The organism is Undibacterium pigrum (assembly GCF_003201815.1).
GTDB lineage: Bacteria > Pseudomonadota > Gammaproteobacteria > Burkholderiales > Burkholderiaceae_D > Undibacterium > Undibacterium pigrum.
Window position 1 is genome coordinate 178,125 of sequence record NZ_QJKB01000008.1, and the last position, 26,051, is coordinate 204,175.

Annotated in this window: 19 protein-coding genes; 12 read left to right on the forward strand and 7 right to left on the reverse strand. The window is 51.4% G+C overall.

Annotated features, from left to right (window positions below; genetic code table 11):
• Positions 1 to 16: 16 nt before the first annotated feature.
• The 3 genes from DFR42_RS21290 to DFR42_RS21300 all read right to left on the reverse strand — a co-directional run bounded on the left by DFR42_RS21290 (position 17) and on the right by DFR42_RS21300 (position 3,033).
• Positions 17 to 439, reverse strand: coding sequence for a VOC family protein (locus DFR42_RS21290; protein ID WP_110257052.1), 423 nt, complete (start codon positions 437 to 439; stop codon positions 17 to 19).
• Between the two features lie 164 nt (positions 440 to 603).
• Positions 604 to 1,674 carry an alpha/beta fold hydrolase gene (locus DFR42_RS21295; protein ID WP_211324380.1) on the reverse strand — a complete coding sequence of 357 codons (1,071 nt, stop codon included), beginning with the start codon at positions 1,672 to 1,674 and terminating at the stop codon, positions 604 to 606.
• Positions 1,675 to 1,767: 93 nt separating this feature from the next.
• Positions 1,768 to 3,033 (reverse strand): RNA polymerase sigma factor, encoded by a 1,266-nt coding sequence (locus DFR42_RS21300; protein WP_110257053.1) that lies wholly within the window; start codon positions 3,031 to 3,033, stop codon positions 1,768 to 1,770.
• Between the two features lie 318 nt (positions 3,034 to 3,351).
• On the opposite strand from DFR42_RS21300, the gene DFR42_RS21305 reads away from it, so the two are divergent.
• From DFR42_RS21305 to DFR42_RS21360, 12 genes are all read left to right on the forward strand, one after another.
• The gene (locus tag DFR42_RS21305) at positions 3,352 to 6,264 is read left to right on the forward strand and encodes an aminotransferase class III-fold pyridoxal phosphate-dependent enzyme (protein WP_170133617.1); all 2,913 of its coding nucleotides are present in this window, start codon (positions 3,352 to 3,354) and stop codon (positions 6,262 to 6,264) included.
• A 17-nt stretch (positions 6,265 to 6,281) separates the two neighbouring features.
• Entirely contained in the window at positions 6,282 to 8,909 is a 2,628-nt protein-coding gene (locus DFR42_RS21310; RefSeq protein ID WP_170133618.1) for a PEP/pyruvate-binding domain-containing protein, read from the forward strand.
• On the forward strand, positions 8,902 to 9,465 hold the full coding sequence (locus tag DFR42_RS21315) for a CDP-archaeol synthase (RefSeq protein ID WP_110257056.1): 564 nt from the start codon (positions 8,902 to 8,904) through the stop codon (positions 9,463 to 9,465). The genes DFR42_RS21310 and DFR42_RS21315 overlap by 8 nt, the downstream gene beginning before the upstream one ends.
• A gap of 7 nt (positions 9,466 to 9,472) precedes the next feature.
• Positions 9,473 to 10,063, forward strand: a complete 591-nt coding sequence (locus DFR42_RS21320; protein WP_110257057.1) for a CDP-alcohol phosphatidyltransferase family protein — start codon at positions 9,473 to 9,475, stop codon at positions 10,061 to 10,063.
• Positions 10,060 to 11,025: a phosphatidylserine decarboxylase gene (locus tag DFR42_RS21325; protein ID WP_110257058.1), complete on the forward strand. Its 966-nt coding sequence runs from the start codon at positions 10,060 to 10,062 to the stop codon at positions 11,023 to 11,025. Before DFR42_RS21320 ends, DFR42_RS21325 begins: the two co-directional genes overlap by 4 nt.
• A complete protein-coding gene (locus DFR42_RS21330; RefSeq protein WP_110257059.1) occupies positions 11,015 to 13,735 on the forward strand; it encodes a PEP/pyruvate-binding domain-containing protein in 2,721 nt (906 codons plus the stop codon). The genes DFR42_RS21325 and DFR42_RS21330 overlap by 11 nt, the downstream gene beginning before the upstream one ends.
• On the forward strand, positions 13,732 to 14,571 hold the full coding sequence (locus DFR42_RS21335; protein ID WP_110257060.1) for a hypothetical protein: 840 nt from the start codon (positions 13,732 to 13,734) through the stop codon (positions 14,569 to 14,571). Before DFR42_RS21330 ends, DFR42_RS21335 begins: the two co-directional genes overlap by 4 nt.
• A 169-nt stretch (positions 14,572 to 14,740) precedes the next feature.
• Positions 14,741 to 15,637, forward strand: a complete 897-nt coding sequence (locus tag DFR42_RS21340) for a diiron oxygenase (RefSeq protein WP_211324381.1) — start codon at positions 14,741 to 14,743, stop codon at positions 15,635 to 15,637.
• Entirely contained in the window at positions 15,615 to 15,860 is a 246-nt protein-coding gene (locus tag DFR42_RS21345; protein ID WP_110257061.1) for an acyl carrier protein, read from the forward strand. Before DFR42_RS21340 ends, DFR42_RS21345 begins: the two co-directional genes overlap by 23 nt.
• Before the next feature lie 64 nt (positions 15,861 to 15,924).
• Positions 15,925 to 17,997: an alpha/beta fold hydrolase gene (locus tag DFR42_RS21350; protein ID WP_110257062.1), complete on the forward strand. Its 2,073-nt coding sequence runs from the start codon at positions 15,925 to 15,927 to the stop codon at positions 17,995 to 17,997.
• 114 nt (positions 17,998 to 18,111) lie between these two features.
• The gene (locus tag DFR42_RS21355) at positions 18,112 to 19,749 is read left to right on the forward strand and encodes an amino acid adenylation domain-containing protein (RefSeq protein ID WP_110257063.1); all 1,638 of its coding nucleotides are present in this window, start codon (positions 18,112 to 18,114) and stop codon (positions 19,747 to 19,749) included.
• A 131-nt stretch (positions 19,750 to 19,880) separates the two neighbouring features.
• Positions 19,881 to 20,348: an HIT family protein gene (locus tag DFR42_RS21360; protein ID WP_110257064.1), complete on the forward strand. Its 468-nt coding sequence runs from the start codon at positions 19,881 to 19,883 to the stop codon at positions 20,346 to 20,348.
• A 96-nt stretch (positions 20,349 to 20,444) separates the two neighbouring features.
• Here DFR42_RS21360 and DFR42_RS21365 read toward each other — a convergent pair whose 3' ends face one another.
• The 4 genes from DFR42_RS21365 to DFR42_RS21380 form a co-directional block, all read right to left on the reverse strand.
• Positions 20,445 to 22,127 (reverse strand): long-chain-fatty-acid--CoA ligase, encoded by a 1,683-nt coding sequence (locus DFR42_RS21365; protein ID WP_110257065.1) that lies wholly within the window; start codon positions 22,125 to 22,127, stop codon positions 20,445 to 20,447.
• Between the two features lie 320 nt (positions 22,128 to 22,447).
• Positions 22,448 to 23,263 carry a DUF2145 domain-containing protein gene (locus DFR42_RS21370; protein WP_110257066.1) on the reverse strand — a complete coding sequence of 272 codons (816 nt, stop codon included), beginning with the start codon at positions 23,261 to 23,263 and terminating at the stop codon, positions 22,448 to 22,450.
• 9 nt (positions 23,264 to 23,272) lie between these two features.
• Positions 23,273 to 23,704, reverse strand: a complete 432-nt coding sequence (locus DFR42_RS21375) for a hypothetical protein (RefSeq protein ID WP_110257067.1) — start codon at positions 23,702 to 23,704, stop codon at positions 23,273 to 23,275.
• A gap of 251 nt (positions 23,705 to 23,955) precedes the next feature.
• Positions 23,956 to 26,016 carry a M13 family metallopeptidase gene (locus DFR42_RS21380; protein WP_110257068.1) on the reverse strand — a complete coding sequence of 687 codons (2,061 nt, stop codon included), beginning with the start codon at positions 26,014 to 26,016 and terminating at the stop codon, positions 23,956 to 23,958.
• Positions 26,017 to 26,051: the final 35 nt, after the last annotated feature.

Here is a 26,051-nt window from a genome sequence, read left to right on the forward strand (position 1 = left end):
ATTAATGTTGATCTGATTACAGTGGCAGTTGCTCGCCATTGATGATCCATGGCGTGCCATATTTATCGACCAGCATGCCCCAGGACTTGGCCCAGAATGCAGGCTGCACTGGCATGGTGATCTGGCCGCCTTCTGCCAGCGCGTTAAAGATCTTGGTGGCTTCTTCTGTCGTATCGTAATTCAGCGTAAAAGAAACACCTTTGATACCGTCATACGGCATTTGCTGTGGGCAATCACCTGCATAGAGCAAGCCACCATCTGGCAGTTCCAGGCGTGCATGCAGGATGCGGTGGGCAGATTCTGCCGGGATCATGGCTGCCATGGGAGAATCTGCACCACTCATCATGACTGTGATTTTGCCGCCCAGGACTTGCTCATAATAGTACATGGCTTCCTTGCAGTTACCATTGAAGGACAGATAGGCGATAGGATGTGGCATGGTCATTTCCTTTATCAATTAGGTTGGATTATCGTGTGAAAGCGTCTCCACATTTGATAGTCGAATGGCTGCGCGGTAAATCGACACTAATACAAAAATATTTTTAAATTTTTTTTTGAAATACGTGAAATTTCCATGGGGCATTATTTTATGCTGCTGAATTATTACTTGCTCAGTGGACGCACGCGCTCATTGAGAAGTTTTAATTGTGCCTCAATAAACGGTAAATTTGGATCATGCCCGGCACGTGGCACCAGAATATATTCCTTGTGCGGTGCAGTAATGCTATCCACATACTGGCGGGTAATCTCAGGCATGGTGAGCAAGTCTTCTGCACCCTGGACAAAAAACACCGGGATGGCAAATCTGGTGGCATGTTCAGCAAATTCTACTTTACTGAACATGCCGTCACCCTTGTAGCCGACAAATTTCAGGAAAGAGTAATCTTCACCCCCTTCGTAATCCGCCAGCGCCTCTGGTGTGGAATAGGCTGGGTCAGATACCCACCATGCTTTGGGAGCAGGGTCTGTGCGTTGTGTTTCATATTTGCGGATAGCCTTGCGCAAGATGCCGAAATTGCGCGGGTTGCTCCACGGTGGCGGGCCCAGGGCACTCACTTTTGTGATGGTTTCCTGGTCATTGGCAGCTTGCGCCAGACTTAGTACCCTGGTGTAGCTGCTTGCCTGGTTCGCCTTGTAGCTGACGACTTGCGAGGTACCGACATAGGCATGAAATAATTCAGGTCTGGATACACTCATCTGCACACCCAGTATCGAACCCCATGAACTGCCTGTCAAAATGATTTTTTTCTTGCCCAGATGGCGAGTAAGAAAGTCGGCCAGTGCGACGCCATCATCTGCCATCTGAGCAACAGTCAATGGTGTGTCTTCGTCGGGCTTGTTCTTGCCAAAGGTTTTGCCTGCACCGCGCTGGTCCCATTGCACTACGGTGTAATCTTTTTCCCATGCGCCGTAAATAGAACTGGCATAAGGGCTCATGGTATTGCCAGGTCCGCCATGCAGGATCAGGATGACAGGATTGCTGCAATGCCTGCCCTTGATGGTGACCCATTGCTGTATGCCACCTATGTCAACATAGCCTTCTTCATTGATTGCCTGTGTTGCTGTCTTGCAGGCAGGGCTGGTTGAAATTGTTTCGACTTTAGCTTCAGCCATGCAAAATGCAGGAAGCAAGCTCATCAGTAAAGCGGGTAGTACGCGGTGCAGTTCTGGCATATATCTCCTGAAGATAAACTAGATGGGGTGATTTTTTTGCTGCCTGAGTGTGACAGATTTATTTTGTTTTTTATAAAAAATTTGTCATGCATTTCAATATGTTAAAGAAGCCAGGCGGCGTTCTATAAAGCGTTTCTCAGGTTCTTGCCTGCATTGCTTCAGCGCCTGCTCATACGACCGCCTTGCCTGTGCCATGTCACCATTGCGGCGACACAGGTCGGCTCTCGCTGCATGAGCGAGGTGATAGTTTTGCATTTCTTCTTTTTCCAGCAGGGCTTCCACCAGTTGCAAGCCATTCTGCAGGCCACCGGCACACATGGCGATAGCGATGGCCCGGTTCAATTCTATGATGCTGCTGGCTTCGACACGTAATAGTGCATCATATAAGCCGACAATCTGCGGCCAGTCGGTATCAGTGTATGCGGTCGCCTCTGCGTGGACTGCAGAAATTGCCGCTTGCAGCGTGTATGCCCCAAAGCGACCGGCACGCAAAGCCTGCTCCACCAAGGCTGAGCCTTCCTGTATCAGTGCCTGATTCCATAACTGCCGGTCTTGCTGGTCAAGTGCGATTAATTCACCTTGGGCGTCAGTGCGGGCAGGGCGGCGTGACTCATGCAATAGCATCAGGGCCAGCAGGCCGCTGACTTCTGGCTCGGGCAATAAGTCTTGCAACAGGCGTGTCAGCCGTATGGCTTCTGCTGCCAGGTCCAGGCGCAACGCAGATGCACCGGCTGAGCTGGAATAGCCTTCATTAAAAACCAGATAAATTACTCTCAGCACACTATGCAGGCGGGCTGGCAATTCTTCTTTTTCAGGAACTTGATAAGGGATTTTTGCATCACGGATTTTTGCCTTGGCGCGCACGATGCGCTGTGCCAGGGTGGGGGGCGGCGTCAGAAAGGCATGAGCGATTTCTTCCGTTGTCAGGCCACAGACTTCGCGCAGCGTCAGCGCGACCTGGGCATCGGCAGCCAGGGCTGGATGGCAGCAGGTGAAGATCAGGCGCAGCCTGTCGTCTTCCATAATCAATGATGTGGCTGCAGGCTCACCCGGCTGTGCGCTTTCATCCACCAGCGCTTCCACGGTTTCCATGTGCTGATCCAATGGATCAAAGCGTTTTTGCCTGCGTATGCTGTCTATCGCCTTATAACGTCCTGCCGACACCAGCCAGGTGTAGGGATATTCGGGCATGCCCTTCTCTGGCCATTGTTCCAGCGCTGCCTTGAAGGCTTCATGCAGGGCTTCTTCTGCCAGATCAAAATCGCCCAGCAAATGTACCAGGGTTGCAAATACCCGCCGCGATTCCTGCTGATAAATGCGGTCTATGTCCTGATGCAGGGATTTGTCAGCCTGATTCATGCATGCCCCTTGCATGGGTTGATACCTGTTCTTTGCCCGTATAACAACGCCAGGCGTCTGATATTTAGCATTTTATGTACCAGAAAAATAGATGGATGATTCTATCGTAATCTTTGTGGGGCATGCTTAATTGATATTAATATAAAACAAATCTTCGGGCCATCTTGGTCCGTCCTCCCCTCGTTGTCTGGATCGTTATTGTGAGTATGTGCCTGCCATTTCATGGCCTGGGTTCAGGTATTTTCACACTTTGATTTTGTACTCAGGCCAGGCTTTTGTATCACCGGGCAATGTTTTTATTCAGGAAACAGAAATAAGATGAATCCGCAGTTGAATACAGCTTCTTCCTCTGATTATGCGCAGTACTGCCAGCCCAGACTAAGTGAAATGTTGAATATCGCAGGTCTGGACAAGCATTATTTCAAGGGCGAAGGCAGTCGCCTCTGGTATCACGATGACGATGGCAGTGAAAAAGAAGTTATCGACTTTCTGGGTGGCTATGGCTCCACGCTATTGGGACACAATCATCCACAACTGGTGACACATGCAGTCGCCATGCTACAGGGCGGCATGGTGCATCACGGCCAACTCGGCATGCGCCGGCATGCGGGCGAACTGGGGCGGCGACTGGCAGAGCACATGCAAGCTACCACTGGCAGGCCGCATATGGTCTTGCAGGCCAATTCTGGTGCTGAAGCAGTAGAGCTGGCGCTGAAGCTGGCTGAATTTGGCAAGCGCGCCCGCATAGACCGTCTGCAAAAACGTATAGATGGCGATTTGTATGAAGCCGCCAGAGCATCAAGCGAAGGTTTGAGCATGCGGGCTGCTGATCTGAACATTTTGCATGATCTGCTGGGTGAAGCTGCCAGCACTTTGCCACTGTCTGAACAGTTTGCCTTGCTGACGGAATTCAATCACAAGGCTGCATCGGCAAGGCCAGTCTTGCTGGGCCTGGAAAGGGCATTCCATGGCAAGACTACCGGGGCTTTGCAACTGACGAACAACAGCAGCTACCGGCAACCATTCGAACGCCTTGGCGCACCCGTGCATTTTCTTGAACCAGGCAAGCTTGATGCGGTGCAGGATGTGATCGTCAGCAGCAGGGTGCATTTGTATACAGTGCTGGAAAGCGATGGTGAGCTTGTTCTGCAAAGGCAGGAATTTAGCAATGTATCTGCTTTTTTTGTGGAACCCATACAAGGTGAGGGCGGTGTCCATCCTCTTGATATCGGGTATCTGCAGGGTTTGCGCGCATGTGCAGATGCCCACGATTTCCCGCTGGTGATTGATGAAATACAAACCGGCATGGGGCGCACAGGCAGCCTGCTGTATGCAGAGCAACTGAGCATACGCGGGGATATCTGTCTGTTAGGAAAAAGCCTGGGCGGCGCGCTGGCAAAAATCAGCGCGATACTGGTGGACGAGGAGTGGTATGAACCAGAATTTGGCCTCTTGCACAGCTCCACTTTTGCTGAAGATGATTATTCTTCCAGCCTGGCTTGCCAGGTACTGGATGTGATTGAGCAAGAAGGCCTGCTTGAACAATGTGCCAGCAAGGGACGCAAGCTGACAGAGGCGCTGAATGGCTTGCAGCAAACTTACCCTGAAGTCATACGTGAAGTGCGTGGTGCAGGTCTTTTGCTGGGCCTGGAGTTCATGCCACGTGAGCAAGGCAGCACGACCTTGCGCGATATCTTCATGGAAGGGCGGCTCGGCTATGTGATTGCTGGTTACCTGTTGAACAAGCATGGCATACGGGTGGCACCTACCTTATCCAGCCCGGCCACCATCAGGCTGGAACCTGCGGCGCTGATCACGGATGAAGAATGCCAGAAACTGATGGCGGCACTGACCCATGTCTGTGAAATCCTGCGCCGGCAAAATGCCTATGAGATGAGTAATTACATCATCGGTAACCGGCATGTGCCTGCTCTGGATGAGATGGATGATTACCGCGCCATGTTCCCACATGCCACAAGCACAGCAGATGCAGACGCAGATGAAGAAATAAATGTGCAAAAGAAAGTCGCTTTTCTCGGCCACTTGTCCATCATTTCCAATTTGCGTCACTGGGACCCTTCGCTGGCCAATTTCAGCGATGCCGAGGCATCTGCCTGGCTGCGCAAACTCAGTCCCATGGTGGGGCCGCTGGTACATAAATCGGAAGTCATAGAATCCATCACGGGTGAGCGCGTACTGCTGGAATTCATCACGCTTTATTTTGATTCTGAAATGATCGTCGAGCAAGTCAAGGCAGGCAAACAGCATGAAATAAGGGATTGCGTGCAAAGGGCAGTTGACTATGCCGTTGAACGTGGTTGCGAAGCCATAGGTTTTGGTGGCTACAGTTCTGTCGTGACTGGCAACTGCAAGCGCGTGCAGTTGCGCCAGGATGTTGCCCTGACCAGTGGCAATTCGCTGACCGTGGCCATGGGCATACAGGCCCTGCTGGACACAGCTGCCGAGCAAGGCATAGAGTTGGAAAAAAGCTGCTTTGCTGCCGTAGGGGCGGCTGGCAATATCGCCAGTATTTATTCTGAACTCATGGCCAGCCACGTGCCACGCCTGCTGCTGATAGGTACTACTGCATCGATCAGGCGCATGCAACAGCTTGCAAAAAATATTTACGATGAAGCGTTTGAAGATTTGCTGGCGAAACGGGAAACGAGGGCGGCATTAAGTGGTGTGCCGCGCGCCCTGGCTACCTATGCCTGTGTCGATAAACTGCTGGCCCTGCCTGCTGCTGCCCGCCCTGTCGATATTGGTGCCTATCTGTATCAGGCATTGCAGGAGGAAACGCTCAATCCACCCATCCGTATCAGTGAAAATCTGGATGACCTGACAGAAGCCAACCTGATACTGAGTGCCAGCACCACGCCTGCCGCCCTGATTTATCCGCAACACATAGCAGAGGGCCCCGTGGTTATTTGCGATATTGCAGTACCGCTGGATGTCGACGCCTCGGTGCGTGAGCAATGCAGCAATGTCGTGGTGATACAGGGTGGCATGGTCAGGCTGCCACTGGATTCTGCCTACACCATACCAGGCATACCACTGGAGCCGGGCCTGGCTTTTGCCTGCAATGCAGAAACCATCATCATGGGCTTTGCCAATCTGAAATCCCACTATAGCTACGGCAAGATTACCAAGGACCAGGTGCAGGAAATATCCCGGCTCGCCAAATTACATGGATTGACTTTGGCGCGTCCGCGCCTGGAAGCGAGTTATTAATGTTAATGATGTCACGAATGAAAAACCTCTATACCTTTACTGAACTGCAGGAGCAGGACGATGCGCTGGCCATTGTTGGCAGCAAGGCTGCTTCGCAGCTGGCCTTATTGAAAATAGGTGTGCAGGTGCCAGATGGCCTGGTGCTGAGCACCCAGGCTTTCCGCGACTTCATCGTGCATAACCAGCTCTCGGCCATGCAGGAGTCAGTGTTGCAGCAACTGCGCACGCCGGATGCAGTCGGTGTCGATGATGCCGTCGCCGCTTTCCGGCAAAGCCTGCTGGCTGGTAGCATGCCGCCTGATATCAGCCTTGCCTTGCGCCATTTGAGTGAGACTCAGAAAAATGCGGCCTGGGCTGTGCGCAGCAGTTGCACGCAAGAAGATCTGGCAGGTGCTTCGTTTGCCGGTATCTATGAAACAGTATTGAATGTGCGCGGTGAACTGGCCTTGCAGGATGCCATCAGGCAGTGCTGGGCTTCGCTGTTCGGTGACAGTGTGGTGCGCTATTGCGCGCATAACCGCATTGCGCTTGAACAGGGGAGCATGGCAGTCATACTCCAGCGCATGGTGATAGCCGACGCCAGCGGCGTGGCATTCTCAGTCAATCCGCAAAGCGGGCATGATACAGAGATGGTGATTGAAGCCTGCTTCGGCCTGGGTGAAGCCCTGGTGGCCGGGCAGATGACGCCTGATCAATATCGTTATGACTGGTATTGCGAAGAAATAACTGGCAGAGACATAAATCACAAGGCCTTGCGCATCCTGGCGCAGGCAGATGGCAGTAATGTAACCGAGATGCTGGATGAGCAGCAAGGCTCGCGCCATGTGCTGGATGAAGCACAGGTATTGATGCTGGCGCAAGAATGCCTGCGAATACAAAAATCCTATGGCTTTCCGGTGGACATAGAATGGACCATGCAGGGTGGGCAGTTTTACTTCGTGCAGGCCAGGCCGATTACCGCCATCCATTATGCCGGCGTCAATATGGAATGGAGTAATGCCGACTTCAAGGATGGTGGTGTCTCTTCCTCTGTATGCTCGACGTATATGTGGTCGCTCTACGACTATATCTGGGAAGCGATTTGCCCTAATTACACCAGCAGCATACGCATACATCCCGAGTTCAAGGTCGATGCCTGGGGCCGCATGTTCTTTGCCCGTCCTTACTGGAACCTGAGTGCCATCAAGGCCGGTGTGAAAACCCTGCCTGGCTTTGTCGAACGTGAATTCGATGAAAGCGTGGGTGTCAAGGTCAACTATGAAGGCAATGGTCATGTCACACCCATGACAGCAAAGATACTGGCACGTGGTGTGAATGTGCTGATACGGCTGAAATGGATCATCTGGCGCAGCAAGTCTCGCCTGACTGGCTTCAAGCAAGAGCAAATGGCCAGGCTGGAAGCCTTGCCTGAGGTGCTGGCAAACTTGCAGGATAAAGACTTGCCTGCTTTCTATACCCGCTTTGTCAACGAAGAATACTATCGCAGCGAGTACACCTACTTCCATCACATCTTCAGCACCAATAATGTGATGACACTGTTCCGTGACGATTTCAAGAAATTGAAATCCAGCTACACTGTACTGGATTTCATTTCCGGCCTGGCAGGTTTGTCCCATCTGCATCTGAATATAGATTTATGGGATTGCGCACAAGACTTGCGCAAGAATGAGATTGCCGCCGCCTATTGGTCTGATACACCCATGGCGCAACTGATCGCCGACTGGAGAAACGGTTCACCCTTCATGGGCATGGACAAGGTGGCCGCCGTAGTGGAACGTCACAAGTATCGTTCTACCCGCGAACTTGATATTACCGTAGAACGCTTTGGCGAAAACCCGCAATTCATATTTGAAAATCTCAAGCAATGCCTGGCGCTGGGTGGCGGCAGTAATCCACATGATGGTGTCCATGAACAGGCAGAAAAGCATGCAGAAAAAATGCGGCAATTCGCAGCCAGCCTGCCTTTCCATAAACGTGCTGGCATGTTGAAGAAGATAGAAGAATTACGCTTTTACCTGTGGTGGCGTGAAGAATTGCGTGACCTGTCGACAGCTTATTACTATTGGGTCAGACAACTGACGCTACGCGTTGGTAAGCACTTGCAAGGCGCAGGCATACTCGAACAGGTCGAAGATATTTTCCATCTCAGCAAAGATGAAGTTGTTGCCGTACTGGATGGCAGCCTGGATGCGACCAGTGCCAGCCAGCGCTGGCGCAAGAATCGCGACTATTACCAGTCCTTCCGCCATTTCACACCACCAGACGAGATAGGTGCGGGTTTCTTGCAAACGGCAGAATTGTCCGATGCCAGCGCAGCAGCTACCAGTTTCAAGGGCATACCTTGCAGCCAGGGCGTAGTCGAAGGCCGGGTCAAGGTGATCGCCAATATCCAGGATGCAGAAAGGCTGGAAAAGGGCGATATTCTCATCACCCGATTTACCGATCCGGGCTGGACTGCAAAATTTCCCTTGCTGGCAGCAGTGGCGACTGAGACAGGCGGTTTGCTGTCGCACGCCGCGGTGATTTCACGCGAATATGGCATCCCCGCTGTGCTGGCCGTCAAAAACCTGACAGGCTTGCTGGTGGATGGGCAACTGGTGCGCATAGATGGCGGACGTGGTCTGGTCGAGGTCATCCATGAATGAGGCAGCATTGTGGACGCAGGTGATTGCACCTGTGCTGCTGGGTGGTGTCAGCAATATGGTGTTTGTCAAATCAAAGTGGCTTGATAGCTGGAAACATCCCATGGATGCAGGTCGCCTTGCCAGCGATGGCCGCCGCCTGTTTGGTGCCAACAAAACCTGGAAGGGTTTTTGGGGCATGGTGATAGGCACTGCCTGCTGGTCCGCAATGATTTTCTTGCTCCTCAATCTGGCAGCGACTATCAGCCTTGACTGCCTGTTCAAGGCCGCACTGACAGGTGCCCTGCTGGGCCTGGCCTATGTGCTGGCAGAACTGCCTAACAGTTATATCAAGCGTCGCCTCGACATCGCACCCGGTCAGAATAGCCATGGCTGGAAGGGCAGGCTATTCATCGTCATTGACCAGATTGATTCTGTCCTTGGCTGTTTATTGCTGGCGATGTTGCTGATGCCCGTGCAATGGATAGATGCCGTCAAGATCGTCATTATCTGCGGTGGTTTGCATCTGATGGTGAACTGGTTGCTGTTCCAGTTGAAATTGAAAAATCAAAAATTCTGATTGCGCCATGCTGATACTCGCTTATCTTAATCTTCCCAATCTCATTACGCTGACTGGCATGCTGTGTGGCTTGTCGAGCATGATACTGTCATTGCATGCTTATCCCGGGTTTGCGCTGCTGGCCCTGGTGTGTGCAGGCATTTGCGATTTGCTGGATGGCCATGTGGCGCGCAGCATGTCTGCTCATGGCAAGCGCAGCGATGCACAAAGTCAGTTTGGCCAGACGCTTGATAGCCTGGTCGACGTTATCAATTTTGGCATGGCACCCATGGTGTTCATCTATGCCTTGCAACCTTCACCATCTGTCAGTTTTTATTTGTGTGCCGGATTTTATGTAGCCTGCGCCGTATTGCGCCTGGCTTATTTTACTGTGCATGGCTTGCTGGAAGATAGCCGGGGCAAGTATTACAGCGGCTTGCCCGTGACATATGCTGCCTTGCTGCTGCCTGTGACCATGCTGCCGGGTTTGCTGTCATGGCCTTTGTCGTGGCTATTGTGGTTGTTGCATGTATGGCCATTGCTGATTGGCAGCCTGTTTATTTCACGCCTGCGTTTTCGCAAACCGGGTAGTGCCAGAACTGTGAGTGCCGGTGCATGAGTGCTGTTTCTGAAATCACGCTATATGACAGGAAGCAGGCACGTCTGGTCAGCGAGCAAGTGTTTGAAAAAAGCTTCATGCAGTTTTTTTACGGCCACCCTCTTGGCCTGGCACTGGCGGATATCTTCATCAAGAGAACCTGGTTTTCAAGACTGTATGGCTGGCTGAAGTCGCGCAAGTCTTCTGCCAGGCAAATCCAGGCATTTGTTGTGCTGCACGACATTGATATTGCCGAGGTTGAGCTGCCCTTGCATGCCTATCCCTGTTTCAGTGCTTTCTTCACGCGCAAACTGAAAGCTGGTTCGCGTCCTGTACCTGCTGACCAGCGCATCCTGTTTTCTCCTGCTGATGCACGATTGTCAGTGTGGAAGATACAGGCTGACCAGGTCTTGCCAGTCAAGGGGCGGCATTTCAGCCTGGCGCAATTGCTGCGAGATGAAAAACTGGCAGATAAATATCGTGATGGTGATTGCCTGGTATTCAGGCTGGCACCGGCCGATTATCACCGCTACATCCATATCGACCACGGCATGCAGGGGCCAGTCAGGCGTATCAATGGCTACCTGCATTCAGTCAGCCCCCTGGCCCTGCAAAACATGCTGGCAGTGTTCACAGAAAACCAGCGTGAATATTGCAGCATACAAACCCGCAACTTTGGTGAGGTCATACAAATTGATGTGGGCGCCCTGGTGGTTGGCCGCATCACCCAGCACAAGGTCGATGGTGGCCTGGTTGAACGCGGTGAAGAAAAAGGCTATTTCGATTTTGGTGGTTCTACCATCATTTTACTTTTCAAGGCTGGGGTCATCAGCATTGATGCCGATATCCGGCAGCACAGCGCACTAGGCATAGAGACCTTGGTCAGGCAGGGGGAGGGTATTGCTTATTCATTGCTGAACCCATCATTACTGACCCCATCATTGCTGACTCCATCCAGCATCCAGGAAACACATGCAAACTGAAATTATTTCTTCGTCTTCAACACAGGCGAATCCCAGTGTTGCCCAACTGGGCGGCAAGGGCAAGAATTTGCTGACAATGAAACTCGCGGGTTTCCAGGTCCCTTACTTCATCGTCTTGCCGGTCGCCTTCTTTGAAGAATTGATGGGTGCAGACTTGCCCATACTCGACGGGCTTTGCCTAGCTGCAGCCAATAGCGCTGGGCCTGAGCGTGATGCTGCCATGGCCGCAGCGCGTCAACTAATACTGGAAAAGAAACTCGACGCCAACACTGAGCAAGAAATCTTGCGTCTGCTGGCGGGGCAGGGTGAGCATTTTGCTGTCCGTTCTTCCGCCGTAGATGAAGATGCCAGCACGCATTCTTTTGCTGGTCAACTGGACAGTTTCCTGTTCGTCCCTGCGGATGCATCCATCTTCGGCAAGATACTGGCATGTTATGCCTCAGCCTATAACGACCGCAGTTTTGCCTACCGGTCTGAGCATGCATTGACGCGCGATTGCATACGGCCTGCCGTTGTCGTGCAGAGCATGGTGTTTGCCGATGTATCTGGCCTGGTGTTTACCGGCAATCCCATGAATTGCAATCCCGATGAAATGGTCATCAGTGCCAGCTATGGCGCAGGCGAGGGCGTGGTTTCCGGCGAGATGGATTGTGATACCTGGTATATAGATGAGTCAGGCGCTGTCGCCAGAAAAGTCATCGTCGAAAAAGCGGCAGGCCTGTTTTTCGATGAGGAGCAACGCCATGGCCTGAAGCGTAAAAATGTCGATGCAGCGATCGCGCACAAGGACTGCCTGACTGAGAAACAAGTGCGACAACTGGCTCAGGTAGCACATGATATAGAACTCGCTTATGGTGGCATACCGCAAGACATAGAATGGGGATTTGTTAAAGACCAGTTGTACATACTGCAGGCCAGGCCAGTTTCCAATCTCTCGCATATCTGCAAGTTCTCGGCAAGGACCATACTGGACAATTCCAATATTGTAGAAAGTTTTTCCGGCGTGACTTCACCGCTGACTTTTTCTTTTGCCAGCAGGGTATATGAAAAAGTCTATGAACAATTTTATGGCTTGTTTGGTGTGCCTGCATCTGAGATACAGAGTTTGAAGCCAGTATTTCGCAATATGCTCGCTTACTATCAGGGCCATGTTTATTACAATTTGAATAGCTGGTATCGCAGCCTTTCATTGCTGCCATTTTTTGATACCAATAAAAAGAACTTCGACGCCTCCATCGGTGTGCAGGCAAGGTCGGGTACGGCCGGGCTTGCCCATACCATGCAGCGCGGGCGTCTGGCATCTGGCTGGCGTGCCCTGACTGCGGGTGTGCGCATGACTTATTTCTATCTGCGCCGCCACAGCATATGCCGCTGCTTTGCCAGTGATTTTGATGTATTCATGCAGCCATACATGCAACTGGATATGTCAGGTTTGAACAATGTCGAATTGCTGGCCACCTATGACAGGGTGGAACAGCGTCTCCTGAACGACTGGCGTGCGCCTATCATCAATGATTTTTTTGCCGAGACTTTCCATGGTTTGTTGCGTCTGTTCCTGAAGCGCTATATCTGCCAGGATGAACAGCAAGTTTCGCTATTGCATAATGACTTGCTGTGCGGGCAGGGTGGCATGGCCAGCGTGGCTCCTACCAATATGTTGATGGACATCGCTGCCTGGATCAGGCAGGTGCCTGATCTGACTTTTGCCATGCGCAACTATGGCGTGCGTGAATTGCAGCAAATGATAGAGGCAGCTCATGGGCCAGAATGGCAAGCCTTGAAGCAGCGCATGGATGCCTATCGACATGAATTTGGATTTCGCTGCATCAATGAGTTGAAGCTGGAAGAAATCAGTATCAAGGATGACCCTGCCTTTATCATACAGGCGCTTAAAAACTACCTCATGCCCGATGATGCCATTAGCCAGGATGCTGATGGCGAACACACCCAGGTTGCAAAAACTGCCGAGCAAAGCGTATTGCAAGCCTGTGGCAACAATATCCTGTTGCGCCTGCTGGCTTGGTGGCTGATACGCAATGCCCGCGCTTGTGTGAAAGAAAGGGAAGAACTGCGCTTCTACCGGACCAAGGTGTTTGGTTTTGTGCGTTATCTGACCAGGGCGATGGGGGCCAACTTCGTCAAGAATGGGCAGTTGCAAAAAGTGGAAGATATCTATCTGCTGAGCATAGATGAAGTATTTGGCCTGATAGAACAACGCGCCGTCAGCCAGGATGTGGCAAACGGGATTATCCCCTTGCGCCAGCGTGAACAAGCCGCATTTCATACGCTTGATGAAGTACCGCCACGTTTGCATTTCTATGGTGAACTGCGACCAGAACGCATGGTCGTGGTCAGTGCCGATGACACAGCCGCGGCAGGCATGATTGATGATGTTGCGGGCCTCTACAAAGGCACGCCTTGCAGCTCTGGCCTGGTGCAGGGCAGGGTCAAGGTGGTACACGATACCCGTGATGTGCAGTTGAATGGCGAGATACTGGTGACGCGCCGCACTGATCCGGGCTGGGTGCCATTCTTCCCCTGCATATCGGGTTTGATCGTCGAGCGCGGCAGTGTGCTTTCACATTCTGCCGTGGTGGCGCGGGAGATGGGCATCCCCGCCGTAGTGGGTTTGCGTGGCATCAGTGCCTTGCTGAAAGATGGCGACGAAGTGCAACTGGATGGGGCTGCTGGCCTGGTGTGTCGCAGATGAAAACCGCAATGCGCTGCCTGACCTGGGGGCGGCAGGCATTTTCATGGCAGGACTGGCTGTTGTTTTCCAGTGTGTTTCTGGCGACGTGTGTACTGTCTGTGCACTCACTTGCCACCTGGGCTGTGATCCTGGCCTGGATAGTGTCCCTGAGCTTTTTCCTGCTGCTGAAGCTGCTGGATGAACTGCTGGATTTTTCCACGGATCAGAGAGCGGGGCGAGATTCATTCTTGCTGCGCGGCGAAGTCAGCCAGCAGGAATTGTGGCTAGTGGTCTTATTGGTCTTGCTGGCGCAATTATGTTACTTGCTGTCCTTTCAACGCAGCCAGGCGCTGCTCACCTGGTTTGCTCTGATGCTAAGTGCCTTCCTGCTGGCCCATCCTGGTCTGGCAGGCCGGCCGATTCTGTATTCGCTGTTGCATTACCTTTTGCTGCCCGGTTTTGCTGCCTGGCAATTCTCTCTGAGCACAGACTGGGCTGACTTTGATGTACCGCATGCCTTGTTCATGCTGGTGTTATATGCCGGTGCCCTGCAATATGAACTGAGTCGCAAGCTTGACCTGCATAGCGGTTATGCGGGTGTCCTGACGCTGTTCCAGACTTGTTTCGGAATAGGATTGATGAATTTGCTGGCTTGTATGAGTTGTGCTATTTTGATCACAGTTTCCGGCCGCAAGTTATTTTCTCTGGAAATGATAGTGTGTGTCTTTTTTGCCACTATTTATGCACTGGTCTGCTTGCTCATCAAGCCTGCGCCATCAACAAAAATTCTGCTGAGAAATATCAGCGGATTCTCCCTTCTGTGTCTCAATCTGGTGATTTTTACATCCCTGGCTTAGGTTTTTCCGGCCTATCGTGATCAAGTTCTGTGCCAGAAACTTAGATGAAAAATTCTATCGAATTTGATGGACGTCAATGTTGGACTTTTATTAATGTGGTTAAAGCGATATCACAAAATGGCAATATAAAAATTAACTGATTAATAAGTAATGTTGGAGACAGGAAACGATGAGCATCACACAAACCATGTACACCGACAGGATAGCCAAGTTGGTCCAGCTATCCCGTGAGCGACATGTATTCAGTTTTACCCGCTTTGACTGGGTAGACGATATCAGCGAAGCCGACTGGTGGGTAAGCCCTGAATTATTGACGATCTATGGCACACCCTATTACGAGCAGGCAACAGAAGCCCAGCGCAAATTGCTCAGCAAATGGGAATGCATCAATCTCTTCAGCCTCAATGTAACCGGTGAGCAGGAGTTGATCTCAGGCGTGGCAGAACTCTTGCATACGCCCATGCTGAAAGAAGCAAATGATTACCTGCATCATTTCATCGATGAAGAAAACCAGCATATGTGGTACTTCGCCAAGTTTTGCGAAAACTATGCAGGCAAGATTTACGGCAATAAAAAATTACAGATCACGACGCTGAAACTTGATCCGCGGCTTGCTGTGCTGGTACGTTTCGCCCAGATTTTCATTTTTGAAGAAGTCGGCCATTACTACAACCTGAAGATCGCGCTGGATGACAGGGTCCACCCTTTCATACGTGAAATCAATGAAGCGCATCGCAATGATGAATCGCGCCACATCACCTTTGGCCGCATCTTGCTGGCCAGGCTCGCTGAAGGTATTACCGAAGATTATCCGCCAGAAGTATTGCAGACAATTTCGAATCACTTGCGCAAGTATGTGCAGGTCACGATCGAATCCTTATACAACCCGACCATGTATCGCGATGCCGGTTTTGCCAGTGGCATTGCCGTGCGCAGCGCATTGCTGAGCCATCCAGTGCGGCAAGAATTTCATACCCGTGAATTGCTCAAGAAAGTCCTGGCTTTGCTGGGAGACACCAATTTAATCCAGAAGGAGACAAGTTTTGAACCAGATTATCAATCTTGACAAGATCAATGAAGTCAGACAGTGGCTGTTGTCGAAGAAAAAATATCTATCCGATATCCCGCTCGACCTTGATTTAATAGAAAACGATGTAGTCGATTCCCTCAGCTTTGTGGAATATGTACTCGTCATAGAAGAAATCAGTGGCAAGGAAGTTGTTGTTGACGACACCGTACTCGACAAAGTCAGGACGCTGGACAGGGTGCAACTGCATTACATGCAGTAAATCACATTCAATCCGCTCCCTTAACGACACGCTTATCTGCAGAATAATTACAAGGACAAACAAGATGGAACACCAATTAACTGATTATCGCTACGGTGATTTGCTGGAATTGACTAACCGCCACCGCAATACGACAAAAAATATTATCCTGACCGGCGCTACCGGTTTCCTCGGCAGTAATTTCCTGTTCTGGCGTTTGCGTCAGAGCGGCAAGATTTATGTCCTGGTCAGGGGCGAGTCACAGGAGCATGCGAAACAGCGCGTCTATGATGCGCTGGCAGTATGTGCCTCGGCTTACAATCAGCCCATTCCCAAGGCTGACATAGACAGCAAGCTGGAATACATACTCGGCGACATGACAGAAACCATGTGCGCGATCAGCAAGGCTGATATGGAAAAGCTCGCGGCTGGCAATATCTCAGAGTTCTGGCACTGTGCAGCCAGCCTGAAGTTTGAAGACCGCCACAAAGAAGAAATCTATCATCACAATATCAATGGCACGCAAAATGTGATGGACCTGGCTCGTCGCGCCAATTGCCAACACTATCTGCATATCTCCACTGCCTACACTTCTGGCCGCGTGGCTGGAGATATACCTGAGACCCTGCATCCTGTCGATATTGCCTATAACAATTTCTACGAAAGCAGTAAAAATGAAGGCGAGCATGAAGTCGCCAGATACTGTGATGCCAATGGCCTGGATTACCGCATCCTGCGCCCGGCCATCATCATGGGACCACTGGCTTCGCGCCGCAGTGGTGGTACACGTTTTGGTATCTATGGCCTGACACAGGAAATGTATCGCCTGCGCGAAACCCTGAGCAAGTTGCAGACGCCTTTGCGTCTCATCGGTGACCTGGCCGCAGCTGGCAATCTGGTGCCTGTGGATCAATGTGTGTTCGATATGATTTATCTCAGCAATATCGGTTTTGGCGATCAAAAGGTGTATCACCTGACCAACTCCAGCGACTTGAACGTCAAGACAATGCTGGAAAAAATCGATGTGGCACTGGGCATGAAGAGCATCAACTTCGTCCCTGAGCGTGATACCCCGGCAACAGCGATAGAAGAATTATTCGACAAACGTACCGTGTTCTACGGTGGCTACTACCGCACCATCAAGAATTTCGCCCGCAGCCTGCCCAAACATGCTGGTCTGAGCTGGGCCGACTATGGCACTTATCTGACTGCCTTCATCAAGGAGCTCGATGAACAGCAAAGCGGCACGACTTTCAACCGCACTCAGGTGACGGCAGAAGATGGCACGGAACTGTGCGTGCTGACACTGGGTGATAACAGCAAGCCACCACTGGTGCTGGCAAACGCCTATGGCATGCCGTCTGATTTCATGTTCCCGCTGGCCAAACGCCTGTCTGATCAGTTCCAGGTCATCACCTGGGAAAGCCGTTGGGTGCCTGCAATCACGCATGAATTTGATCTGGCGAAATGTCATTCCCTGACCCATGCCAGGGACCTGGTTTCCATCCTTGATCACTTTGGCATTGCCAAAGCTGCGGTGGCTGGCTGGAGTAGTGGTGCCCAGGTCTGCCTGCGTACCATGGCCCAGTTTCCTGATCGTATTTCATCTGCAGTCTTGCTCAATGGCGGTGTTTCATTGCCGGCATCGAATGAGATCAAGATCACGGAATTTGAAAAAAATATCCGTACACTATTCCCGAAAATCGCTGCCAATTATCGCTTTGCGCAAAAATACTGCGACCTGATTTATGGTGCACATGCGACCTCGGATGATGGTGAAGACAGGAAAATGATCTCCACCATTTTGACCAGTACCGACCCTTTCCTCCTATATATGACCAGCGTTCCTTTCCGCACGCCGGAATCCCTGTTCAGGTATGCCAACATGATGAATGGTTTGTTCAGTGAGCGTGCCGATGCATGGACTGCTGATGTACCACATCCTGTACTAGTGCATGTAGGCGGCAATGATCTGGTGACCCATCCTGATGTGGGCCGCTTCCTGGTAGCCGGACTGGAAAACGGCGTGTTGTCCTTTGATGAAAACGGCGATCACTTCTCGCATTTCTATGACGAAGACCTGGCAAGCATGATCAAGCAATTTGTTGCTCAGCATCAGCACCAGGTTCAGGCACAGGATGCGTTGATCGCAAGTTGATATAGCTACCTTGAACTAAAGCAATGCCCTGCGGATTGATTGCCGCAGGCATTGCGCAATTGATACAGCGTTTCGCACACATGGCCGCTACGGTGGCCAGGGAGAGGTATTGCCATGAAAAAAACAGCAAATTTATTGATTAGCGGTTTTCTCAATGCCGCCAGAAATCATCCCAATAGCAATGCATTGTGGGTGGATGAACAGGTTTATACCTATGCCGAGTTGCTGCTGCGGGTAGCAAGGATATCGCGCACTCTCGGCAGAGAAATTAAAAACGCACATCAGCAACGTTGTGCCGTGCTGGTTGAACGCAGCATTACTGCCTATGCTTCGGTGCTGGGCAGTTTGCTGGCAGGGATGAGTTATGTACCTCTGAATGCCAAGTTCCCGGCGCAGCGTAATTTGCGCATGCTGGAACTGTCTTCATCGACATCCATCGTTGTCGATGAACGTTCCATGGATGCGGCTAAAGAAATCCTGCAAGCTTATCCCGACCCCTTGATGGTACTCATGCCTGAGACAGACAGCCTGCCCACCTGGGCCGCCAGTGCCAGCCAGCATACCTATATACTCAAGCGCCAGCTGGCAGAGGCTGATACGGCCAACCTGGCCTTGCCGCAAAAAGCCAATGCCGTCGCCTATGTACTCTTCACTTCAGGTAGCACGGGTTTGCCCAAGGGCGTGGCCGTCACCAATGACAATGCCAGCACCTATGTTGCCAACATCATCGAACGCTACCAGCCTGGGCCGGGTGACCGTTTTACCCAGTTCTTTGACTTCACTTTTGACTTGTCAGTGCATGATATCTTTGTCAGTCTGAGTTCCGGAGCCTGTCTGTACAGTGTGCCAGGGCGCGTGATGATGATGCCGTTGAAGTTTGTTCAGCAACATGAATTGACGCACTGGTTTTCCGTACCTTCACTGGCGGCTTGCCTGAAGCGCTATAACGCATTGCGCCCTGGTATTTTGCCCAGCCTCAAATACAGCCTGTTTTGTGGCGAAGCCCTGCCCACCAGCCTGGCGCAGGACTGGCAACCCGCTGCACCCAATTCCGTCATAGAGAATTTGTATGGCCCTACTGAGGCGACGATTGCCTTTACCGTCTACCCTTACCAGGCAGACGATCAACGCATAGCTGCTTTGCCCGTAGTGCCGATAGGTACGCCTTTGCCGGGACAGGAAGTCGTGATACTGGATGAGCATTTTGCACCGGTAGCCGATGGCGAGACTGGCGAGCTCTACCTGGGTGGCTCGCAACTGGCCCAGGGGTATTGGGAAAACACAGAACTGACAAGACAACGCTTTCTCAATATGCGCTTCGAGGGCAAACAGGCCAGCCGCTGGTATCGTACCGGTGATCTGGCCAGCCATGATGCACAGGCCGGTTTGCTGTATGGTGGCCGTATTGATAACCAGGTAAAAATACGCGGTTATCGGGTCGAGGTGCAAGAAGTGGAGGCGGTCATCCGCCGCCTGGGCGGGTCTGATCTGGTCGCCGTCGTACCCTGGCCCCTGGCTGCTGACGGCAGCGTGCAAGGCTTGCTTGCGTATGGCTGCGGCTTTACCGTATCATCAATGGAAATCCTCAAGGCGTGCACCTTGCAATTGCCTGCCTATATGGTGCCTCAGGATTTGATAGAACTGCGCAAGATGCCCTTCAATTCCAATGGCAAGATCGATTATCCGGCGCTGCAAAAAATGGCGGGTGATGGTGATAAGCTGAAACGAGAAGCGGTGACGCAGGGACTATAAAGAAAATAAAGAATGACGAGGCCAGCCCGCCATACTCTGGCGGGTTTTTTATTGATTCAGCTTATTGATTCGGCTTATTGATTTAGCTTATTGACCTTGATTAATTGATCCACTTGCACGAGGAAGAATTGATGGCAAGCACACACAGATGCATTTTTTGCGACATCCTGAATGGGCAGAGTGAAGCTGCGGTGGTTTACCGCGACCAGCATTGCATCGCCATACTTGATGCTTTTCCAATGACGCGCGGGCATTTGCTGGTGATACCGCATCAGCATCAGCAGCATATAGAAGAATTGCCGGAAGAAACAGTGGCCTACCTGTTTGCACTGGCGAGCCGTTTTTCATCAGCCTTGCGCCTGGGAGGCGAAAGTGAAGCGACTGCCGTGGTCCTGAATAATGGCAAGGCAGCCAACCAGCATGTGGCCCACGTACACCTGCACGTGATACCACGCAGGCCGGGTGATACGGCGCTGGTGGTATGGCGTTATGTGACGCGCTTCATCAACCCCTGGTCGTATATAGGCCGCAGCAAACGACTGGGTAAGCAGGCTACGCGCTGGCAGAGCCTCTTGCAAAAAGCCGGAACAGTTTCCTAACATAAAAAAACGCCTGACAATGGGTTAAACCCACAGTCAGGCGTTTTTTGTTTTATCTCTTAAAGGGAAACGCGCAATGCTTTCCCTTCAAAATACTTACGCGACTTTTTTCTCGTCACGCAATTCACGTCGCAAAATCTTGCCCACATTTGATTTAGGCAATTCAGTGCGGAACTCTATGTATTTGGGTTTTTTGTAGGAAGTCAGTTGTTCCTTGCAATAAGTCATCAACTGGTCATCGGTCAACTGCGCATCTTTTTTGACGACATACAGTTTCACGGCTTCACCGGAATTGGCATCTGGCACACCTATGCATGCGCATTCTAACACGCCAGGATGACCGGCAACCACACCTTCTATTTCATTCGGATACACATTGAAACCGGACACCAGTATCATGTCTTTCTTGCGGTCGACAACCCGGATAAAGCCATTGGCTTCCATGATGCCAACGTCACCTGATTTAAAGAAACCATCGGCTGTCATGACCTTCTCGGTTTCATCCGGACGGTTCCAGTAACCTACCATGGTCTGCGGGCCACGGATGGCAATTTCACCTGGCTCACCCAGAGGCACTCGGTTGCCTGCATCATCGAGGATGGCAATTTCTGTCGAGGGCAGTGGCAAGCCTATGGTGCCGCTGAAGACGGTTGAATCAGTTGGGTTGCAAGTCGCAACGGGCGAAGTCTCAGACAAGCCGTAGCCTTCGATGATAGGGCAGCCAGTGACGGCTTGCCAGCGTTCTGCCACTGATTTTTGCACGGCAGTACCACCACCATTGCAGGCTTTCAGCAAAGAGAAATCCAGCTTGGCAAAATCAGGATTATTCAACAAACCGTTGTACAGGGTATTGACGGCAGGCAGCATGCTGATCTGGTGGCCGGACAAGGTTTTTACCAAGCCAGGAATATCGCGGGGATTGGGGATCAGAATATTCAATCCACCCAGGCGTGTACCCATCAGGCAGCAGCTTGTCAGCGCGAAGATATGGTAAAGCGGCAGGGCACAGACGATGGTCATGGACTCTACCTTGGGAGCCTTATTCAGCGCAGGCTGTGCCCAAGCTTCATTTTGCAGGACATTTGCTGTGACATTGCGGTGCGACAAAGTGGCACCCTTGGAGACGCCGGTAGTGCCGCCTGTGTATTGCAGGAAGGCGATATCATCATGCGTGATGGTCACAGGTTTGAGCTGCAGGGACGCACCATCTGCCAGCACTTTCTTGAAGCTGATGGCAGTTGGCAGAGAAAATTCTGGCACCATTTTCTTGATATGGCGTACTGCGAAATTAACGATGGTGCCCTTCAGGCCGCCCAGCAAGTCGCCCATGCTGGTGACGACGACATGCTTGATTTTTGTTTTGCTCAAGACCTGTTGCAAGGTCGTGGCAAAGTTCTCCAGGATGATGATGGCTTCTGCACCTGAGTCATTCAATTGATGCTCAAGTTCACGCGGTGTGTACAGGGGATTGACGTTGACTGCAGTATAGCCCGCACGCAGGACTGCGGCGATGACAACAGGATATTGCAAGACATTTGGCATCATGATGGCGACACGTGCGCCTTTTTCCAGCCCCTTGCTTTGCAGCCAGGCACCAAACTTTTTCGACAGGTCATCCACCTCGCCATAGGTCAGATATTTGTCCATGCAAACATAGGCCTTGCGTGCTGCATATTTCTGGAAAGAATCCTCCAGCATATGCACCAGGGAAGTGTATTGTTGATAGTTGATTTCTGCGGGTACGCCCTTGGGGTAGGATTGCAGCCAAAATTTATCCATGCTTTTACCTCTTGTCTCTGATTGTTATAGAAATCTGGCAATGCAGGGCGGGCTGTAGCAGCTGCCTGCATCTTGATATTGGCAAACTTATTATTATTCTAAAAGCATGCTAGCGGGAAGCGGGGATGGCGGGCAAGGATTATTCTTGGTATTTGAATAAAACTTCTAATTCGTGAGTGTGTGGTTTTTTTATGAGATGAGCTATTGATCGATAGCGGCAACGTGCAATACCAGTCATGGCCAGCAGGTGAAATCTGGCCATGTATCTGCTAAGGCGGGTGTCTTTTCCTGGTCTGTTGCTTTAGCTATTATTTCCGCTATTACTTCACTACGATTTTTTCGGTCTTGCTGTCGCGTGACATCATGAAGCGGGCTATGGACTCTACCGTGACCGTATCAATTTGCCCTGCCATGCGACGATCAAAGGGGTGATCATCAAATGCCACATTGGCGCGGAACATGCGCGCGCCCAGGCGAGTCAGCGAAGGGATTTGCAGGGTGTCCGGTTTATACGATGCTGACTTCAGCCAGGCTTGTGCCTGTGTGCGGTTTTCTATGCGCACGTCATTGGCTTGCGCTGCTGCGATGACTTCGAGCGCCCACTGGTTAGAGTTTTGGTAGGTGGTGGAATACGCATAGGACAGCATGTTATAGCGTGCGGCATGCAAGTTTTTGGCGCGGCCATCCGCCATGACTTGCTGCAGTTTTAGCTGCAATTCAGGGTTGGGGATGAGGATCATGGTTTCAAAGGCGAACATGTCGTCCATGAAGAAATTACCCAGTCCTTCCCTAAATAATTCTGAATTGGCCGTGCCACACTGGTTCAGCTCATGCATGACTGACCAGGTGTCATCGGGCAGGCGTTCTATCAGGCCCAGATGTGAATAGCGCAAATTGTATTTGGATAAATCCTGGCCTACGCGGGCAATGATGGCCACCCTGGCCTGGCTTTCATCCAGCTTGATTTGCGTCTTGTGCGCAAACTCCAATGCTTGCATGACTTTCTTGGGGTCATAAACATTTTCCTCACAGGAGCGTCCGGCAAATGCCGGGGCTGTACAAGCCAGTGTGAGGATAATCAAGGCACGCTGTAACAGCACCAGCGTGGTTGGGGACGTCAGTGAGTTTTTGCGCATATGAAGTGATCAGACCTTGTTGTGATGCATCAGTGCAGTACCTATTTCGTTAGGGATAAACGCGATTACCTTGCCAGCACTTACCAGCAGATAACCGGTTGTCGTCGCGCTGACTTCGACCACAGCACCGCTGACCAGGCCGACTTTTTCTATGCCCTTGCCAGATAACCTGACCGTGGTACTGACGGCCTGGGTAGAGCCTTTGAGTACGACAGTCACGCCGTCAGCACCTGCCTTGACGGTATCAACGATCATCTCACCTGATCCGGCCACCATGGAAAAACCACCAAGCATGATAATGCCTACGCCCATGGACAGGGCTTCAGAGCCGCCCGAGGGGCCGCAAGAGATGCAACCACGGCCCGCATGTGCAGAAAGCGGTAACAGGCTGCTGGTACAAAGGGCAGCAATGAGGGCGATTTTACGGAAAGCGAATGACATTTGGTCTCCTGATTAGTAGATGAAAGTACATCTACAATAATATAAGACCACAAAATCACAAGCTATTTGTCGTCAGTAGCAAATAGTTACAGAAGAAGTCGTGGAATGTGATACCAGAATAGTCTGGGTTCCTACTGGCAAATGAGTTCCTGAAACCGTACTTGATGGGAAAATTGATACTGTACATGCTACCTGCCATACGTATTGAGTAGAGCAGGTAGCATGATGATGCCGATGCTACTGGATATCGATTACCAGATGCTGACACGCTTGTCCGGCGTCAGATACATCTTGTCGCCAGGTTTGACGTCAAAGGAAGAGTAAAAATCAGGATGGTTGACCAGGCTGCCATTGACTCGGAATTCGCCAGGGGAGTGTGGGTCTGTCTTGATAAGGGTAATTGCACGTTGCTCGCGCGATTTGCCACGGCGTGCTTGTGCCAGGCCCATGAACAGACGTTGCTCTGCAGTCCAGCCATCAATCACCGGTGCAGGTTTGCCTTGCAGCGACAGCTTGTAGGCACGCAATGCCATGACTATGCCAGCATTGTCGGCAATGTTTTCGCCCAGGGTCAGCTCGCCATTGAGGAAGTGGCCAGGCAGGGGGCTGTAGGTATTGTATTGCTCTACCAGCACCCTGGTTTTTTTCTTGAATTTTTCCTGGTCTTCTGCGGTCCACCAGTTACGCAAGTTACCGTCGCCATCATACTGCGCGCCCTGGTCATCGAAAGCGTGGCTGATTTCATGGCCGATGGAAATGCCCAGCGCGCCGTAGTTGAATGCATCTTCTGCATTCACATCAAACAGGGGTGATTGCAAACGTGCAGCAGGGAAAACGATTTCATTCATCTCAGGGCTGTAATAGGCATTCACCGTTTGCGGTGTCATATGCCATTCTTCACGGTCTATAGGTTTGCCGAGCTTGGCAACTTCCCTGTCATAACGTGCCTTGCGTGCGCGCATGAGGTTGCCTACCAGATCATCGCTCTTTATCGTCAGACTGGAATAATCACGCCACTGTCTTGGGTAGCCTATCTTGACGCTGATTTTGGACAACTTGATCTGTGCCTGTTTCTTGGTTTCAGGACTCATCCAGTCCAGTGTCTCTATGCTTTGTTTGAAAGCTTCGAGGAAGTAGCCCACCATTTTTTCCGTGCGCTGTTTGACTTCAGGTGAAAAGTATTTTTCTACATAAATCTTGCCTACGGTTTCGCCCAGCACCTGATCTGTCAGTGCGACACCGCGTTTATCACGGCTGCGGTTTTCCTTGATGCCGGCGATGGTGGCACCCTTGAAGCCAAAGTCTTCATTGACAAAATCTGACGACAGGAAAGGGCTGTAGGCACTGATCAGATGCCAGCTGAAATAAGACTTCCAGGCATCCAGTGAGAAATTGTTCAGGCTCTCGTCAAAGCCCTTGATGAAACTTGGCTGCTGTATGATGAGCTCATTGACCTTGCCATGTATGTGGGCGGCTTGCACGAAGCTGGTCCAGTTGAAGGCCGGTGTCATCTTGTTCAACTCGCTGACTGCCAATTTATTGTAAGTCTTGACCGGGTCGCGGTTTTCCACGGCTGTCCATTGTGCCTTGGCCAGTGCGGTTTCCAGTGCGATGATATTGTCCGCTTGTGCCGTGGCATTTTTTTCGCCAGCCAGGGTCAGCATTTTTTCTATGTGTGCTTTGTACTTGGCGCGGATGTCAGCCATCCTGGCATCATCCTGCTTCAGGTAATAATCACGATTTGGCAAGCCCAGCCCGCCCTGGGATATATCGACTGCGTACTGACTGGAATTCTTGCTGTCCTGGCCTACGCCTGCACGGATAGGCGTGTTGACACCAATTTCATGGAAATGAGCGATGAGTCTGGCGATGGCAGCTTTATCTTTCAGGGATGCAATTTGTGCCAGTTCGCTTTTCAATGCGGCAACGCCAAGGGCATTGAGTTTTTTCTCATCCATGAAGCTATTGTAAAGATCACCGATTTTCTGCAAATCTGAACCTGCGCGCTTGTTGCCATCTTTGGCTGCGCTTTCAACGATGGTGCGCAATTGCTGCTGCACATCTTCACGCGCCTTCATGAACGTGCCCCAGTCAGATTTGTCTGCCGGAATTTCATTGGCGCTTAACCATGCACCTTGCGCATAGCGATAAAAATCATCCTGGGCGCGTACGGCCTTATCCATGTTCTCGGGATAAATGCCAGAACCAAGGGCAGTCGCTTTGGCAACTACCGTGGTCGGGCTGGGGTCTGCTGCCTGGGCAACATTGGCCAGCAGGCTGAGGGCGAGAGTGCTGAGTAGTAAGCGTTTCATAGGAGGTCTCTGGATAGGATGTTTTTTTGTCTGAG

Bases quoted from the DNA above. Each gene is read 5' to 3' on its own strand.
- DFR42_RS21290 (WP_110257052.1), bottom strand. From the start codon at position 439: ATGCCACATCCTATCGCCTATCTGTCCTTCAATGGTAACTGCAAGGAA.
- DFR42_RS21295 (WP_211324380.1), bottom strand. From the start codon at position 1,674: ATGCCAGAACTGCACCGCGTACTACCCGCTTTACTGATGAGCTTGCTT.
- DFR42_RS21300 (WP_110257053.1), bottom strand. From the start codon at position 3,033: ATGAATCAGGCTGACAAATCCCTGCATCAGGACATAGACCGCATTTAT.
- DFR42_RS21305 (WP_170133617.1), top strand. From the start codon at position 3,352: ATGAATCCGCAGTTGAATACAGCTTCTTCCTCTGATTATGCGCAGTAC.
- DFR42_RS21310 (WP_170133618.1), top strand. From the start codon at position 6,282: ATGAAAAACCTCTATACCTTTACTGAACTGCAGGAGCAGGACGATGCG.
- DFR42_RS21315 (WP_110257056.1), top strand. From the start codon at position 8,902: ATGAATGAGGCAGCATTGTGGACGCAGGTGATTGCACCTGTGCTGCTG.
- DFR42_RS21320 (WP_110257057.1), top strand. From the start codon at position 9,473: ATGCTGATACTCGCTTATCTTAATCTTCCCAATCTCATTACGCTGACT.
- DFR42_RS21325 (WP_110257058.1), top strand. From the start codon at position 10,060: ATGAGTGCTGTTTCTGAAATCACGCTATATGACAGGAAGCAGGCACGT.
- DFR42_RS21330 (WP_110257059.1), top strand. From the start codon at position 11,015: ATGCAAACTGAAATTATTTCTTCGTCTTCAACACAGGCGAATCCCAGT.
- DFR42_RS21335 (WP_110257060.1), top strand. From the start codon at position 13,732: ATGAAAACCGCAATGCGCTGCCTGACCTGGGGGCGGCAGGCATTTTCA.
- DFR42_RS21340 (WP_211324381.1), top strand. From the start codon at position 14,741: ATGAGCATCACACAAACCATGTACACCGACAGGATAGCCAAGTTGGTC.
- DFR42_RS21350 (WP_110257062.1), top strand. From the start codon at position 15,925: ATGGAACACCAATTAACTGATTATCGCTACGGTGATTTGCTGGAATTG.
- DFR42_RS21355 (WP_110257063.1), top strand. From the start codon at position 18,112: ATGAAAAAAACAGCAAATTTATTGATTAGCGGTTTTCTCAATGCCGCC.
- DFR42_RS21360 (WP_110257064.1), top strand. From the start codon at position 19,881: ATGGCAAGCACACACAGATGCATTTTTTGCGACATCCTGAATGGGCAG.
- DFR42_RS21365 (WP_110257065.1), bottom strand. From the start codon at position 22,127: ATGGATAAATTTTGGCTGCAATCCTACCCCAAGGGCGTACCCGCAGAA.
- DFR42_RS21370 (WP_110257066.1), bottom strand. From the start codon at position 23,263: ATGCGCAAAAACTCACTGACGTCCCCAACCACGCTGGTGCTGTTACAG.
- DFR42_RS21375 (WP_110257067.1), bottom strand. From the start codon at position 23,704: ATGTCATTCGCTTTCCGTAAAATCGCCCTCATTGCTGCCCTTTGTACC.
- DFR42_RS21380 (WP_110257068.1), bottom strand. From the start codon at position 26,016: ATGAAACGCTTACTACTCAGCACTCTCGCCCTCAGCCTGCTGGCCAAT.